A 14925-nucleotide genomic window follows, 5' to 3' on the forward strand; every position below is an offset into this window, starting at 1 on the left:
CGATTAAATTTTGGAAAAGGAATATAGCAAATGCAGCATTTGTTTGGTAGTGAAATCCCTGACTTAGTGCGTGATTTTCAGGCGCATATTCGTACGAAATATCACGCGGACGTGCTTGTTGAAGAAAACCGGAATGCGCAGGGCAAGGCGGTCTATGATGTTTTTCTGTCGGAAAACACACCGCACTTTTTTTCGATTGAACAGGAAACAGAGGTTTTTCTAACAGAATGGCTGGAACGAAAAAATGCACAAGCGTGGCAAAACGGTGTCAGTCCGATCAATGTTCCTCATGAAGTGCCTTCCGCTAACTCTCAGGCAAATAGCCGCTTTTCTTTTTTATCTTATTTCCAACAGCAAAAAATAACCGTATTTCTGACCGCACTTTGTGCCTTGATTTACCTTTTGATGTTTTTAGGCTTTGCCGAACCGCTTTTATTACTCTCCCATTTCCCGGCTGAACCGGAGCAAGAAGACGAGATTTGGCGTTATCTCAGCCATACGTTGGTGCATTTATCCAATATGCATATTCTGTTTAATCTCACCTGGTGGTGGATTTTTGGTGGAGCGATTGAACGGCAGTTAGGGAGCATTAAATTACTTCAGATTTATTTACTTGCCGGTGTAATTACCGGCGTGGCGCAAAACGTCGCAAGCGGACCGGCATTTTTCGGTTTATCAGGTGTGGTATATGCCGTGTTGGGCTATGTGTTTGTATTGGATAAATTGAATAAGCAAACCGATTTTGAAGTGCCGGATGGCTTTTTTTATATGTTAGTGGTGGGGATTTTGCTCGGTTTTGCCGGCCCGTTAGTGGATATCAATATTGGCAACACAGCGCATATTTCCGGTTTATTGGTGGGAATGTTAGTGGCGTTTTTGGATCGAAATATTCGCGTAAAGTCGTGATCTTCGAGTAAAAATAAGATAAATTAACAGCCCGAAGTGTTATTTTAACAACTAAGGAATACACATGAGACAATCTCTTCGTCATCAAAAAATTGTCGAATTGGTTAAACAAAAAGGATATTTAAGTACAGATGAGTTGGTGGCGTTATTTGATGTGAGCCCCCAAACAATTCGACGTGATTTAAATGAACTGGCAGAAGCGAACGTGATTCGCCGTCATCATGGTGGCGCAGCATCACCTTCTACTGCGGAAAATAGCGATTATCACGATCGCAAACACTTTTTCTCTCAAGAAAAAAATCGCATTGCTAATCAAGTGGTGCAGCTTATTCCTAACGGCGCTTCACTGTTTATTGATATCGGTACGACCTCTGAAGCGGTTGCCTTTGCCTTATTAGCCCATCAAAAACTGCGTATTGTGACCAATAACCTCAACGCGGCACATATTCTCATGCAAAATGACTCTTTTGATATCACCATCGCCAGTGGGTCTTTGCGTCAAGACGGCGGCATTATTGGTGAGTCAACGGTGGAGTTTTTATCACAGTTCCGTTTGGATTTTGGGATCTTAGGTATCAGCGCCATTGATTTGGACGGTACGTTGTTGGATTACGATTATCATGAAGTGCAAGTAAAACGTGCGATCATTGAAAATTCGCGTAATACCTTGTTAGTAACAGACCATTCTAAGTTTAGTCGACGCGCGATGGTCAAACTGGGTTCTATTACGGATGTGGAATATGTCTTCACCGACTCGGATGTTCCGCCAAGCATTGATGAATTATTAAAAAATAAGAATGTGAACCTTGTGGTTTGCTAGATCTTAAACACCTTTTTCCTTCATTTTCGGCATAAAAGTGCGGTGAAAAATCACCGCACTTTTTTTGTCTTTTCTCTTCTTTATTTTTTATTTGCGCGACACTTATTTTTCAGAATAAAATAAGGTGTCTTGTTAAATAGATAAATATGTGTATTTATTAATCATCTATGCATTCAAAGATTTTTATCTTTTTGATTTTGTTGCAAATACGTTTTAGCAAAAATCTTAATATGATGATGTTGTATTTGTCCATAAATTGATTAATAATGATAATGCTTATCATTTGATAAAATTATAATGAAGAACCTGAGGAGAAAAAATGAAGAAATCTATCAAGTTGAACTTGATAACATTTTGTCTTTTAAATGTTATCAATATTACCTATGCCGAAGAACAATTAGACCAAATCGATGTGGTTGAAAAAATCATTACCAATGAGAAAAAACCGTTTACCGAAGCGAAAGCAAAAAGCACGCGGGAGCATGTTTTTAAAGAAACGCAAAGCATTGATAACGTGGTACGGAGTATGCCGGGGGCGTTTACCCAACAGGATAAAGGCTCCGGTGTGTTGTCGTTAAATATTCGTGGAGAAACGGGATTCGGCAGGGCAAACACCATGGTGGATGGCATTACACAAACATTTTATTCCACATCGATGGACTCCGGGCAAGCCGGCGGGAATTCGCAATTTGGGGCATCATTAGATCCGAATTTTATTGCCGGCATTGATTTAACGAAGGGGAATTTTAGCGGGGCAAGCGGTGTGAACTCCTTGTACGGTTCGGCGAATTTCAGAACGTTGGGTGTCAACGATGTGATTTCAGGGGATAAGAGCCTAGGCTTTATTATCAAAGGAATGACCGGAACTAATGCAACAAAATCCAACTATATGGCGATGGCAGCCACCCGAAAATGGTTGGATAACGGCGGTTATGTAGGCATGTTATATGGATATAGCCGTCGAGAAGTGTCGCAAGATTATAAAATCGGCGGAGGTGGTCAGAAAATCGCTGATGTCGGTGATGACTTTTTGCAACAACAAAAAAATAAACAATTTACCGAAGCCGGGTTTGTGTTTGATCAAGCTAAAGGCCGTTGGATGCCGGATATGAATAAAAATATGTGGGCTTGTAACGCACCCACACCATCACAACCGGAGGCCTATCCTTGCAGTTATTATCGTAATGCGGAGCGAAGACGAATTTTACAGGATCCGGAACACTCTCCTGAATTACAAAAACAAATTGATGAAACTAACGCTGCTTTTGAGCGCAATAACGACCAATATCGTTTGGCGCCATTGGATCCAAGCAGTATTCGTCAAAGCGCTCATAGTCATTTAGTCAAGTTTGAGTATGCTGATGATCGCCATACGTTAAATCTACAATTACGTGCTTTGGATAATGCTATTGGTACTCGCAAAATTGAAAATCGTAACTATCAACTGAACTATAATTTCAATAATAATGGTTATATTGATATGAATGTATTGCTGGCGCATAACGTGGGTAAATCAAAATATCCTAAAGGTTCACGTTTTACCGGCTGGGAAGTATTGAAACATTTAGAAACGAAGAATGCCGCCGATATTTTTGATATAAGCAATAGTTATACTTTTACTCTGCCGAAAGAAGTGGACTTAAAAACCACGTTGGGCTTTAACTTCTTCAAAAATGAATATAGCAAAAATCGATTCCCTGAAGAGCTTAGTTTATTTTACGACGGTTCTTCACAGCAGGGCGGTTTATACGATTTCCTAGGACGTTATAAAGGTTCAAAAGGGCTATTGCCACAAAAATCGAGTATTTTGCACCCTTCCGGCGAACAAAAATTTCATACGTTTTATTTAGATACGTCACTGACTCGCGATATCTATCGATTGGATTACAGCGTGAATTTGATCAAGTATAAATTTAACGGGGAATACGCGGGTTACTATAATTCTCCTGAAGATTTTGAAAAAGCCTTTGGCAAGGATTCTCAAATTTATAAAAAATATTGTGATCCTAACGGCGGTTGTCAAATTTATGAACCTTTAGAGAGAAGAGCAGGCCACAAAACAGCAATGAACCATTCCGCGATTTTCAGCGCTCATCTTCATGACTACTTTGCGCCTTTCGTGGGCTATGCCAGAACGCACCGCATGCCAAATATTCAAGAGATGTATTTTTCTCAAGTCTCTGATGCAGGCGTCAATACCGATTTGAAACCGGAGCGCGCTTCGACTTATCAATTGGGTTTTAATACCTTTAAGGAAGGTATTTGGAAAAATGATGATGTGTTGGGAATAAAAGTTGTCGGGTATCGTAGTTACATTAAAAATTATATTCATAATGTTTGGGGCGACTGGTGGCAAGGCGGTGTGCCTACTTGGGCAGAAAGCAACGGTTTTCAATTTACCATTGCACACCGTAATTATGCTAAAACGGTGAAAAAGAGCGGTGTAGAATTAGAGTTAAATTATGATATGGGCAGATTCTTTACGAATCTATCTTACGCTTATCAACGAACCAATCAGCCGACGAATTATAGCGATGCCAGCCCTCGTCCAAATAATGCTTCAAAAGAAGATATTTTAAAACAAGGTTACGGTTTGACTCGAATTTCAGCTCTACCAAGAGATTATGGTCGCCTTGAACTTGGTAGCCGTTGGTTTGATCGAAAATTAACGGTTGGCGGAGCGGTTCGTTATTATGGTGAAAGCAAACGGGCCTCCATTGAGGAAAAATATATTGATGGTACAACGTTTGAGAAGAATGCATTAAGACGTCATCATCATGCAATTAAAGAAACGGAAACCATTGAAAAACAACCGTTGATTTTTGATTTATATGTCAGTTATGAGCCGATTGAAAATCTGGTTTTAAAAACAGAAATTCAGAATCTGTTTGATAAGAAGTATATTGATCCGCTGGATGCCGGTAATGATGCGGCAACACAACGTTATTACAGTAGCGTAAGTAGCGCACCATCACAGCCTTGCTCACCGGGAGAATTATGCCATACGGATGGCCATGGTGGAAAAACGCAATCTATTTTAAATAACTATGCTAGAGGACGAACCATCGTGTTCAGCTTGAGTTATCAATTTTAGAGGAAATTTAGGATGGTGCCCCAACAGGACTTGAAATTATTAAATAATTCTTTAATTATCAAAGTGTTGGATTTTACTTGAAATGCTGTGGTTACTATCGTGGTTACATTAAAGAACAACCAATGAGAAAAAAGATTTAATTTCTATCAACATTCAAAATTATATAAAAAGGTGTTCACCTGTTCACTATATATTATATTTCTTTATTTATCATATAGTTATATAGTGAATAAGGTGTTCACTAGGTATTCACCAGTGTTCACTCTTTAAAATAGATAAAAAATCCTATCTAAATTATATTTTCCTATCTATGTTTGTATAAAAAACAAGCAATCAAATTTCACCCACTCAACGTATCCTAACGTAGCTAAACTATTAATTTTTAAGCAATTTACTTCCTGTTTTTTGTGTATATATTGTTCTATGGGCTTTTTATAAGCCGTCTTAATTAAGATGATTTTAAAAGGATTAACTATGTTTAAAAAACTGTTAGAACTACGCCAACAAAAAGCGGAAAAAGTCGCAGCAATGCGCGCTATGTTAGACAAAGCGGAACAAGAAAACCGCTCATTGACCGAAACCGAAAACGTTGATTTTGAAAAGTTGAAAGATTTGGTTAAGCAATTGAGCGATGAAATCGCCCGTTATGAAACAGTGGCCGATGAAGAACGTAACATTGCCGACAAAGGCAAGCCGGTAGAAACACGCGGTAAAACCTTCAGCAATGACGAACTACGCCACTACATTAAAACGGGTGAATTACGAAATCTTTCCACCACCGGTCAAGAAGATGGCGGTTATACCGTGATCCCACAATTGGATAAAGACGTAATGAAACGCTTAACCGATGATAGCGTGATGCGTCAAATTTGTAACGTGGTCCGCTTGCCGGTTGGTGCGAAAGAATACAAAAAACTTGTTTCCGCCGGTGGTGCAGTAGTGGCCCATGGTGAGGAAGGTCAAGCACGCAATGGCACCGCCACACCGAAACTCCATGAAGTCACCATTGCGTTAAACCCTATCTATGCTTATCCGAAAACCACTCAAGAAATCTTGGACTTCTCCAGTATTGATGTTTTAGGTTGGTTGACCGATGAAATTTCCGAAAGCTTCACCGAAACCGAAGAAACCGATTTAACCGGCGGTGACGGCACGAAGAAATCAAAAGGCTTCTTATCCTATGAACGTTCTACCGAAGCGGACAAAGTACGCGCCTTTGGTAAGTTACAAAAATTAGACGTTGCCGGTGCCGACAAAATCACCGCCGATACGCTCATTGATTTGTTCTACACCTTACACAGCAAATACCGTAAAAATGCCGTTTGGGTGATGTCTTCCACAATTGCGGCGGCATTACAAAAACTCAAAAACAAAAACGGCGATTTTATTTGGCGTGATGGTTTAACCGTAGATGCGCCTTCTACCCTTTTAGGTCGTCCGGTTTACTTCCTTGAAACCATGCCGGCAAGTGGTGCCAATAAACCGGTAGTTGCCTTTGGTGACTTCAAACGCGGTTACTTCATTGTAGATCACGAAACCGGCGTAAGAACCCGCCCTGATAACATTACCGAACCGGGCTTCTATAAAGTCCATACCGATAAATATCTTGGTGGTGGCGTGGTAGATAGTAACGCAATCAAGTTCATTGAAGTTACGGCTTAATCGTCAAATTCCAACGGGGGCAATTAAGCCCCCTTTTTGTTAAAAGGGAAAGTATGAATAAAGAATTTGAAATCCGTTCATCCGAAATCACCGCAGACAGCGAGAATAAAAAACTGGTTGGCTATGTGGTGAAGTGGGACAGCCCTTCTGAAGTGCTTTATTGCGATTTTGTAGAACAATTCAGTGCGAATGCGTTTAGTGAAAGTTTAAGCAGCGGTGCCGATGTACGGGCATTATTTGAACACGATCATTCCAAACTATTAGGGCGAACCCGCGCGGGAACCTTAAAACTGGAAGAAGATACAATAGGCTTACGTTTTGAATTAATGCCACCTGATACCACCTTAGGGCGTGATTTATTGGTAAGTGTTGAACGCGGCGATATTAGCGGGATGTCTTTCGGCTTTTGGGCTAAAGAAGAAACATGGAATTTTGATGTAGAGCCTTGTCAACGCACAGTAGCCAAAGCGGAATTATTTGAAATCACCGTTACAAGTATTCCCGCCTATCCTGAAAGTAGCGTTGAGATTGCCAAACGCTCAATGGCAACCGCGAAGGGAAAAACGCAAGGAAAATCCACCGCACTTTTGAAACAGTGGCTTGATGTGGCGGAGGCGTAATATGTAGAACCCGTTCAGACGAAAAGAACAACGCAGCGCACCGATGGCAATTAATGAGTTGCTTTCTTATCTTGGCGTATCAAATACCGGCGCAGGGGAATTTGTCAGCCCGAACACGGCAGAAAGTTTACCGGCGGTGATGAGTGCCGTTACTGTTATTTCTGAAGCGGTAGTCAGTATGCCTTGTTATTTGTATCAGCTTAAAGACGATGGCCGCGAGCGCGTTTATCGTCACCCGGTGGACTATCTCTTAAATGAAATGCCAAACCGTAGCCAAACACCGTATCAATTTAAATACACCATGATGCGTCACTGCCTATTAAACGGTAACGCTTATGCGGTGATTGAATGGAACAGCAAAGGCGAACCAATCAGCCTTATCCCGTACGAACCAAGTGCGGTCAATATCTATCGCAAAGTTGGCGGCGAGTATATCTATCAAATTACCGATTTAGACGGCAACAGCAAAAACTATCTTCAAGATGAAATCCTACATTTACGCCATTCATCCCTTGATGGCTTTATGGGTCGTTCGCCAATTACGATTTGCCGTGAAACCGTGGGCTTGGGCATTGCTCAACAGAAACACGGATCTGCAGTGATGAAAAACGGTTTAATGGCGAGTGGATTAATTACTACCGCCGAATGGTTGGATGATGCCAAAGCACAAAAAGCCGTAAAAGCCCTTGAACGTTACAAAGGCGCAAAGAACGCAGGGAAAACACCCATCCTTGAAGGCTCAATGGAATATAAACAGTTAGGCATGACAAACCAAGACGCGGAATGGCTAGCAAGCCGTACGTTCACAATTTCCGATATTGCCAGAATCTACAACATTAGCCCTATTTTCTTACAAGACTATTCCAATAGCAGTTATTCAAACTTTAGTGAAGCCAGTCGAGCCTTTTTATCGCAAACCTTGCGCCCTTGGCTAACCAATTTTGAACAACAGCTAAAAGATGCCTTGATGATTGATTTAGGCAGCAACAGCAAGAAACGTTACTTAATTGAATTTGATACAAGCGACTTATTGCGCACAAGTCAAAGCGAGCGCTTCAAGAGTTACGATGTGGCAATTAAAGCCGGTGTAATGTGCCCGAATGAAGTTCGCCGCCGTGAAGGTTTACCGCCTTATGAGGGGGGAGAAGAATTTAGCCAAGCATGGAAACAAACCGTAGAAGTAAAACGCGGTGATGAGCAAGAACCGGGGGCAAGCGATGGCAATCATGATTAAGGCCGGAAAGTATAACAAGGTGATTACCTTACAAAAACGGGATTATGACAAAGAGCGAAACAGCACCCCATACGGAAACTCAAGACCAATTTGGAAGAATGTCGCCACCGTGCGCGCCAGTGTAGAACCGTTACAAGGGAGAGAATATTTTAGCGGCCCTTTTCAAATGGGTGAAAACATTATCCGCGTTCGCATTCGTTACCTTGAAGGCATTACAAACAAAATGCGGATTAAATACGGTAAACGCCTATTTGATATTTATTCGGTTATTGACAGTATGGAATCTCACAGAGAGTTGCAGCTAATGTGTAAAGAGGGTGAAGCGTATGGCGAATATTGACTTAACCATTGATGAAATCAAAGCGCACTTAAATCTTGATCATGATTTAGATGATGAGTTACTGGAAGCCTATAAGGCAGCCACATTGGAAGTATGCCAAAAACATATTGGCAAAACCTTTGGGGAAGAAGAAACGGAAAAGACCATCCCTTTTACCCCGGCGATTAAGATTGGTTGCTTAATGTATATCGCCTATCTCTACACGAACCGAGAAGCCGTCACAGACTTAGCCAACCTTAAACCGGCACCAATGACGATTTCCGCATTGTGGGAAGTGTATAGAGAACCGTGCGCTTACTAAGGGTATAGCTATGCCTTATCAACCCTTAAGACGTTGTAGCTATCCCGGATGTAGAAACAAAGTAAAGTCCGGTAGATGCGAGGCGCATAAGCCCAAGGACACCCGCCCAAGCAGTAGCGCCCGCGGTTACGACCACAAGTGGAGCAAATACCGCGAGCAATACTTAAAGCATCATCCCCTTTGTGTGATGTGCTTAGAGCAAGGCAAATATACTCCAGCAACAGTGATAGACCATATCAAGCCGGTAGAGAATGGGCAAGCCGATCCATTGTTTTGGGTAGCAAGCAATCATCAGCCTTTATGTCGTGATTGTCACAGCTATAAAACACGAGTGATAGACCAACGCGGATTTGGTGCGAAGAAGTGAACCGTTTCGATATCGCAACAACTGAAGGATGTACATATGTACACAGTTGAGTTGTGGTGATATGACCATAACTGAGCTAACAAATTAAACGATTACAAAAAGACAATTTGAACAGGTGGGGGCAGTTTCAAAAAGAAAAGCAAAATCCTACGGAACCGCCCGCCCAATCAAATTTTTACGCAAAGTGATTTTTTAGAAAATAAGGAAAGTGAATGGGCAAACGAAAAAGTTATAAGACACCTGATTTCTTGGATGATATTGCTAAAAGCCAATGGAAAGCTCGCATTAAACAACTTTCAGAACGTGGTGATATTAAGTCGGAAGATTTAACAAACCTTGAAATTTATTGCGAAAACTACGCAATTTGGCGTCATTCTGTGGCGGATTTAGCCAAAAATGGCTTCATTATCGTAAATAGCCAAGGTACACAGTCACGCAATCCGGCACTTTCAGCGAAAGCCGATGCGGAAAAAGTGATGATCAAGATGTCCGCACTTTTGGGCTTTGACCCGGTGAGCCGCCGTAAAAATCCGGTAGAAACCGAAGATACGGATGCGCTTGATGGCATTTTGGCGATGTAGGCAAATATGGCAATCTGGAACGAGTACGCGGAGAAAGTTCAATCAGGTGAAATCATGGCTTGTCGTAAGATAAAACAAGCCGTAGCACGTTATTTTGACGATTTAGCGAACCCCGCTTATTTCTTTGATGAAAGTGCGGTAAATAAATTCTTGGCTTTTTCCCGCCTATGCCCGCACGTTAAGGGGCATTTACGCGGGCAACCAATCGAGCTTTCAGACTGGCAGACGTTTCTATTCGCTAATCTGTTAGGCTTTAAGCGCACTGATACCGGCTTGAGGAAATATCGTTCCGCTTATATCCAAGTGGCGCGGAAAAATGCCAAGTCCACCGTGGCCGCCGTGTTGGCTAATTGGTTCCTACTGATGGAATCGGGCCAACAAGATATTTACACAGCAGCCGTAAGCCGAGACCAAGCCCGCATTGTGTTTGATGATGCGCGTCAAATGTGCCTACTCTCCCCGCCTTTGCGCAAACGGCTCAATATTCAGCAGCATAAACTGATTAATCCGAAATCAAATAGCTTAATGCGCCCGTTAGCGGCTAAATCCTCAACCATTGAGGGAACTAACCCAAGTCTGGCCATTGTGGACGAATATCACCTACACACCGATAACAGCGTTTACAGCGCATTAGAACTAGGGCAAGGCGCACGCCCTGAAGGTTTACTGTTTGCCATTACCACCGCGGGAAGTAACGTTATTTCCGCTTGTAAACAGCACTATGACTATTGCGCACAAATACTGGAAGGCAACGAACAAAACGACAGCCTATTTGTACTGATTTTTGAATTAGACGAAGAAAGCGAAATTGATAATCCGAAAAACTGGATAAAAGCCAATCCGAATATCGGTAAATCCATTCCTTACCTTGATTTTGAAAACACGATCAAGAAAGCCCGAGGGATTCCTTCCGAGTGGGTGGAAATGCTCACCAAGCGTTTTAATGTTTGGTGCCAAGGAACGACACCATGGCTAGGCGAAGGCAATTGGGCGCAGTGCGCACGAGATTACACCGAAAAAGACCTACTTCACCAAGATTGCTATTTAGGCTTGGATTTATCTAGCACCAACGACTTAACAAGCCTTTGTTACACCTTCCCACAAGGGAAAAAAGTGCGGTTGATTACCCGGCATTATATTCCTGAATTTCAGCTTAACAACGTGGCCAACAAGAATCGAGCAATCTATCGAAACTGGGTGCGCCAAGGGTGGCTTATTGCCACAGAGGGCGACTGTATCGACTATGACAAAATCCGCGATGATATTTTAAAAGACGCAGAAAACTTCAATATCAAAGTGATTGGCTTTGATGTTTGGAACGCCACGCATTTACGCACGCAATTACAGGCAGCAGGTTTGGAAGTAGAACCATTCCCGCAAACCTACCAAAGATTTAGCCCGGTGGCCAAAAGTGCGGAAGTATTGATAAATCGCCAAGTGATAGAACACCACGGCGATCCGGTGCTTTCGTGGGCATTATCCAACGTTGTGATGGAAACCGATGCGAACGCCAACATAAAACCAAACAAGAAAAAGGCCGCAAACAAAATCGATCCGGCAGTGGCTTTCTTGATGTCATTCGGCACTTATCAACTTGAATATGGCGATCTGATTTTTGAGTTATCGGAAGAACACAAACAGGCATTGGAACAATTTAACGGGATTGATTTATGAGATGTAAACAAGCAAAGCAAAATTTACTTCTTTCAGCGGTGAATCACTATAAAAAATCGACCGCACTTTTTACCTTTGTCAGCCTTTATGATGATGAAGAACCCTATCCAATCAGTGAAGTTATTCACGCATTAAAATGTAAATGTAATGCAGCCAAGCGAGAAATAGACAGCCGACCAAATAGCCCGAATATAGACGCGCTAGAAACGATTTACTTTATTGCCAAGAAACAGCTTGATGCCATGCTAAAACAGCAAAAAAGAATCAATGCCGGTAAGCGATGAAGAATAAAATATTTCCCTTACACTATTGAATCTTTTCTCCTTTGTTACTATGTTATTTATTATAATAATCAGTAAAAATAAGGGGGAACTATGGGTCTGATACTAGTTGCAATAAAGTGTATGGTTGCTGCTTTTTTTGTCGTATTAGCAATAGTTACCTTTCAAGACTGGTGGTTTATTGTGGCCTTTGGTTTAGCCGGCGGGCTTTCATTTACTATCGGTTGGCTTATTTACGATGAATATAAGCGCCGGAAAGAAAATAAACGGTTGGTGGACGAGCGAGAAAAAAGAAAGAATAGTTGGGTAGAACATGAAATTAATCGTCCGATTATTCAAAAGACTTTACAGAAGCAGAAAGAAAATAAGCCATTTATCACCGGCACGATAAACTGGATAGACGGCAACACCGGTAAAGAAACTACACTTTCTAATATTTCTGTGACCATAAAAGCTAAGGACTAACATGGAAAATAAAGAATATCTACTAAGTTTTTTTGTAATAGACAATAATGGGAATGAAATTGATAGCGGCATTATATCCATAGATGCATTAGATGAAAGAGACGCTAGAACTAAATCTATGATATTTCTACAAAAAAGATATAAAGGAAATCGATGGGAAATAGAATCTATTACATTAGCTAAATAACCAAATAAAGCGCATCTAGGCTGATCCCCGAAAGCAAGAAACCTTATCTTGTTGATGCGCTCTTACCAATAAGGATGAATGCGAAAGGGGCGTTTATGTTAGATCTATCTTCTATTCAAGACGACTATTTGAAAGAATATTTATCACTCGAACATTTAAGAGCTTTCATTTATAAATCAAAATTAGATAAAGGCAAAACGAAAGGAATTAATGAAGAGAATTTCTATGGAGTAACTTGCGCCCAAGATGTTTTAGCTTTATTTAAAAGAGAAGAAGGCAGAAATAATATTCCAAGATGCTATTTATTGCATCCGATAACTAAATCATTAGATAAAGTCGAATACTCTCATTTAATATCTTATTTGGAATATTTAGTTTATACGCAGATTGACACTACTTCTTTCAGATATAACCCTGATGCTATGACTGCATACGAGATTTCCTGTGAAAATGAAAGTATAAAATTTGACAATAAAGAGTTCTACTTTCGCAGAGATGAGATAGAAAATATGATAGGAGCAAAAATCCCTCACATAGAAAATCTATCTGATGTGGAAAATGTTGATTTAATCCCACTTCAAAAGGAAAAAGCTGAATCAGTGCCAGAATTAAACCAAGAAATAGAAAGATTAAAATCCGAGTTAGAGGAAAAGCAAAAGATAATAGACTCTCTTAGTTTAACAAACCAAAGCGGCCGAATAAGTTCTCCACAAAAGCAACTGTTCGCTTTATTGGTTAAAAAATGTTATCCAAAACTTGATAGCAGAAATAAGTTATTTGATGTTATTAACGCAGATCTAAAAGATTCAGAAATTAGAAATACCGATATTTCTGCTGATACTTTTTACAAGTTAATTGATGAATCAAACGACATTATAAAAGCAATTTTCCCACCTAAAAAATCATAGTTTCCTATAAAAGCCTCTTAGTCTTTCGATTTAAGGGGCTTTTTCTTTCGATTTAAGCAATCATTTCTTATTAGGAAGTTAAGTCTTTGAATTAAAAGTGTTTTATTCATAACATCCCTATCGTTCGAACAACTCAACGGAATAGGACGCTATTCCACATAGTTAAACTAACGAGAGGTATTTTTTATGAGCCAATCTCAAACCCAATCTAAAAAGCTTATCACCGGTGCCGAAGTCACTGTAATGATCGGCTTTGGCCGCACCAAACTCAATGAGCTTGTAAGAGCTAAACAATTCCCACAACCAATCCGCTTTTCACAAAACTTTGTCCGTTGGGACTTAGAAGAAGTGAATGCGTGGATTGAAGAACAAAAAGCCGCACGCGTTTAAGGTGATGGAAGATGAACGAAGCAAGAAAACCAACGCAATTCTTAAAAGTGTTACACCGCTTAATTCTTTCTAGTATTAGCGGCATTGATGGTTATTCAATGGGCATGACGTCAGCGCGTAACTATATCAGTGAACTTGAACGCAATCATTTAACCGGCAAAGTGAAACGTACAACGGAAAAGACTGCAGATGGAATGGGGCAATATTACCGCTATGAAATCTCAGATGCCGAACAGTTAAAACAGGTGATTGCCATTTACAAGGCTAAGGGAGGTGAGCTTACTACGCATGAAGAACAGCAAGCCTACTTTCGATTCCGTTAAAAGAAAAACGCCGCAAGGCTCAACCCAAGCGGCGCATTTCCCTACCTTAAGAATCGCTCAGAAGGTAGATAACCTAAATTACATGAGAGCGGAAACTGCGGAACACACTTTGAACGCTAATGAATGATTTTAGCGACCATGAGCCAAACACAAAGCACACGCCACGTTTCCCGATCTAAATCCATAAAAGGAATTAATATGAATTTAAATCACGTTAATTATAAACAATATGAAAATAATTACAATGCATTTCACTTTACAAAGTGCGGTCAAATTTGCGACTATGTTCGCGCCTTAGCAAAATCTAAGGCCAGCCGTGAGAAGCTGAACTATTTACAATTGGCGAACGATAGCACGCCTTTTAACCGTGCTTTTTTTGTTCGTAACATTCGCACACCTAAAGAATATGCGGATTTTGTTTTTAATCTAAATCCGATCATTCTCTCAATGGTAGAGCGTAATGGGCCGTCTTTGACGGGCTGCTTTCCAATTGTAGCAGTTTCTCACCCTGTTACGTTCTACCGCCCGACCGTGAGAAGTCTAGCGGTAGATTCTGAAAACTTACAATTGGAATCTACGCAAATGTATCAATTCATTTTTGCGGCTATTCGCCGTACCGATCTAACCAATCACATTCAAAAAATCCGCATCACCGCTGACACAGAACAAGCCGCGCGCGCCCAATTCGCCCGTGATTTTGTTCTTGTACTTACCGGCAAAATCAATCTTCAAAACGCTGTGAAAAACGACCGCACTTTTATCAAGGGGTGAG

Annotated in this window: 18 protein-coding genes; all 18 read left to right on the top strand. The window is 40.9% G+C overall.

Annotation, left to right across the window (positions count from 1 at the left end; genetic code table 11):
• Positions 1-30: 30 nt before the first annotated feature.
• The 18 genes from DK415_RS00280 (at position 31) to DK415_RS00365 (ending at position 14924) form a co-directional block, all read left to right on the top strand.
• The gene (locus DK415_RS00280; RefSeq protein ID WP_109431939.1) at positions 31-906 is read left to right on the top strand and encodes a rhomboid family intramembrane serine protease; all 876 of its coding nucleotides are present in this window, start codon (positions 31-33) and stop codon (positions 904-906) included.
• 64 nt (positions 907-970) lie between these two features.
• Complete coding sequence (locus tag DK415_RS00285; RefSeq protein WP_109431940.1) at positions 971-1726, top strand: DeoR/GlpR family transcriptional regulator; 756 nt, start codon at positions 971-973, stop codon at positions 1724-1726.
• Positions 1727-2045: 319 nt separating this feature from the next.
• Positions 2046-4820 (top strand): TonB-dependent receptor domain-containing protein, encoded by a 2775-nt coding sequence (locus DK415_RS00290; RefSeq protein WP_109431941.1) that lies wholly within the window; start codon positions 2046-2048, stop codon positions 4818-4820.
• Between the two features lie 474 nt (positions 4821-5294).
• Entirely contained in the window at positions 5295-6482 is a 1188-nt protein-coding gene (locus DK415_RS00295) for a phage major capsid protein (protein ID WP_109431942.1), read from the top strand.
• Positions 6483-6535: 53 nt separating this feature from the next.
• On the top strand, positions 6536-7102 hold the full coding sequence (locus DK415_RS00300) for an HK97 family phage prohead protease (protein ID WP_109431943.1): 567 nt from the start codon (positions 6536-6538) through the stop codon (positions 7100-7102).
• Between the two features lie 43 nt (positions 7103-7145).
• Positions 7146-8336, top strand: a complete 1191-nt coding sequence (locus tag DK415_RS00305; protein ID WP_109431944.1) for a phage portal protein — start codon at positions 7146-7148, stop codon at positions 8334-8336.
• Positions 8320-8676 carry a phage head closure protein gene (locus tag DK415_RS00310; protein ID WP_109431945.1) on the top strand — a complete coding sequence of 119 codons (357 nt, stop codon included), beginning with the start codon at positions 8320-8322 and terminating at the stop codon, positions 8674-8676. Before DK415_RS00305 ends, DK415_RS00310 begins: the two co-directional genes overlap by 17 nt.
• Positions 8663-8977: a head-tail connector protein gene (locus DK415_RS00315; RefSeq protein WP_109431946.1), complete on the top strand. Its 315-nt coding sequence runs from the start codon at positions 8663-8665 to the stop codon at positions 8975-8977. Before DK415_RS00310 ends, DK415_RS00315 begins: the two co-directional genes overlap by 14 nt.
• A gap of 10 nt (positions 8978-8987) precedes the next feature.
• The gene (locus tag DK415_RS00320) at positions 8988-9344 is read left to right on the top strand and encodes an HNH endonuclease signature motif containing protein (protein WP_109431947.1); all 357 of its coding nucleotides are present in this window, start codon (positions 8988-8990) and stop codon (positions 9342-9344) included.
• Between the two features lie 212 nt (positions 9345-9556).
• Positions 9557-9925, top strand: a complete 369-nt coding sequence (locus DK415_RS00325) for a phage terminase small subunit P27 family (protein WP_109431948.1) — start codon at positions 9557-9559, stop codon at positions 9923-9925.
• A 6-nt stretch (positions 9926-9931) separates the two neighbouring features.
• Positions 9932-11599 (top strand): terminase large subunit, encoded by a 1668-nt coding sequence (locus DK415_RS00330; protein ID WP_109431949.1) that lies wholly within the window; start codon positions 9932-9934, stop codon positions 11597-11599.
• Positions 11596-11883: a hypothetical protein gene (locus DK415_RS00335; protein ID WP_109431950.1), complete on the top strand. Its 288-nt coding sequence runs from the start codon at positions 11596-11598 to the stop codon at positions 11881-11883. Before DK415_RS00330 ends, DK415_RS00335 begins: the two co-directional genes overlap by 4 nt.
• A 90-nt stretch (positions 11884-11973) precedes the next feature.
• A complete protein-coding gene (locus DK415_RS00340; protein WP_109431951.1) occupies positions 11974-12345 on the top strand; it encodes a hypothetical protein in 372 nt (123 codons plus the stop codon).
• A gap of 1 nt (position 12346) precedes the next feature.
• The gene (locus DK415_RS00345) at positions 12347-12532 is read left to right on the top strand and encodes a hypothetical protein (protein ID WP_109431952.1); all 186 of its coding nucleotides are present in this window, start codon (positions 12347-12349) and stop codon (positions 12530-12532) included.
• 95 nt (positions 12533-12627) lie between these two features.
• Complete coding sequence (locus DK415_RS00350) at positions 12628-13440, top strand: hypothetical protein (RefSeq protein ID WP_109431953.1); 813 nt, start codon at positions 12628-12630, stop codon at positions 13438-13440.
• A gap of 186 nt (positions 13441-13626) precedes the next feature.
• Entirely contained in the window at positions 13627-13830 is a 204-nt protein-coding gene (locus DK415_RS00355) for a helix-turn-helix transcriptional regulator (RefSeq protein ID WP_109431954.1), read from the top strand.
• A gap of 11 nt (positions 13831-13841) precedes the next feature.
• Complete coding sequence (locus tag DK415_RS00360) at positions 13842-14153, top strand: hypothetical protein (RefSeq protein ID WP_109431955.1); 312 nt, start codon at positions 13842-13844, stop codon at positions 14151-14153.
• A 198-nt stretch (positions 14154-14351) separates the two neighbouring features.
• Positions 14352-14924, top strand: coding sequence for a host cell division inhibitor Icd-like protein (locus tag DK415_RS00365; protein ID WP_109431956.1), 573 nt, complete (start codon positions 14352-14354; stop codon positions 14922-14924).
• Position 14925 lies beyond the last annotated feature (1 nt).

Origin of the sequence: Aggregatibacter segnis (assembly GCF_003130075.1) — a bacterium.
Taxonomy (GTDB): Bacteria; Pseudomonadota; Gammaproteobacteria; order Enterobacterales; family Pasteurellaceae; genus Aggregatibacter; species Aggregatibacter segnis_A.

Bases quoted from the DNA above. Each gene is read 5' to 3' on its own strand.
- DK415_RS00325 (WP_109431948.1), top strand. From the start codon at position 9,557: ATGGGCAAACGAAAAAGTTATAAGACACCTGATTTCTTGGATGATATT.
- DK415_RS00320 (WP_109431947.1), top strand. From the start codon at position 8,988: ATGCCTTATCAACCCTTAAGACGTTGTAGCTATCCCGGATGTAGAAAC.
- DK415_RS00295 (WP_109431942.1), top strand. From the start codon at position 5,295: ATGTTTAAAAAACTGTTAGAACTACGCCAACAAAAAGCGGAAAAAGTC.
- DK415_RS00345 (WP_109431952.1), top strand. From the start codon at position 12,347: ATGGAAAATAAAGAATATCTACTAAGTTTTTTTGTAATAGACAATAAT.
- DK415_RS00310 (WP_109431945.1), top strand. From the start codon at position 8,320: ATGGCAATCATGATTAAGGCCGGAAAGTATAACAAGGTGATTACCTTA.
- DK415_RS00355 (WP_109431954.1), top strand. From the start codon at position 13,627: ATGAGCCAATCTCAAACCCAATCTAAAAAGCTTATCACCGGTGCCGAA.
- DK415_RS00290 (WP_109431941.1), top strand. From the start codon at position 2,046: ATGAAGAAATCTATCAAGTTGAACTTGATAACATTTTGTCTTTTAAAT.
- DK415_RS00300 (WP_109431943.1), top strand. From the start codon at position 6,536: ATGAATAAAGAATTTGAAATCCGTTCATCCGAAATCACCGCAGACAGC.
- DK415_RS00365 (WP_109431956.1), top strand. From the start codon at position 14,352: ATGAATTTAAATCACGTTAATTATAAACAATATGAAAATAATTACAAT.
- DK415_RS00285 (WP_109431940.1), top strand. From the start codon at position 971: ATGAGACAATCTCTTCGTCATCAAAAAATTGTCGAATTGGTTAAACAA.
- DK415_RS00340 (WP_109431951.1), top strand. From the start codon at position 11,974: ATGGGTCTGATACTAGTTGCAATAAAGTGTATGGTTGCTGCTTTTTTT.
- DK415_RS00330 (WP_109431949.1), top strand. From the start codon at position 9,932: ATGGCAATCTGGAACGAGTACGCGGAGAAAGTTCAATCAGGTGAAATC.
- DK415_RS00315 (WP_109431946.1), top strand. From the start codon at position 8,663: ATGGCGAATATTGACTTAACCATTGATGAAATCAAAGCGCACTTAAAT.
- DK415_RS00305 (WP_109431944.1), top strand. From the start codon at position 7,146: ATGGCAATTAATGAGTTGCTTTCTTATCTTGGCGTATCAAATACCGGC.
- DK415_RS00335 (WP_109431950.1), top strand. From the start codon at position 11,596: ATGAGATGTAAACAAGCAAAGCAAAATTTACTTCTTTCAGCGGTGAAT.
- DK415_RS00360 (WP_109431955.1), top strand. From the start codon at position 13,842: ATGAACGAAGCAAGAAAACCAACGCAATTCTTAAAAGTGTTACACCGC.
- DK415_RS00350 (WP_109431953.1), top strand. From the start codon at position 12,628: ATGTTAGATCTATCTTCTATTCAAGACGACTATTTGAAAGAATATTTA.
- DK415_RS00280 (WP_109431939.1), top strand. From the start codon at position 31: ATGCAGCATTTGTTTGGTAGTGAAATCCCTGACTTAGTGCGTGATTTT.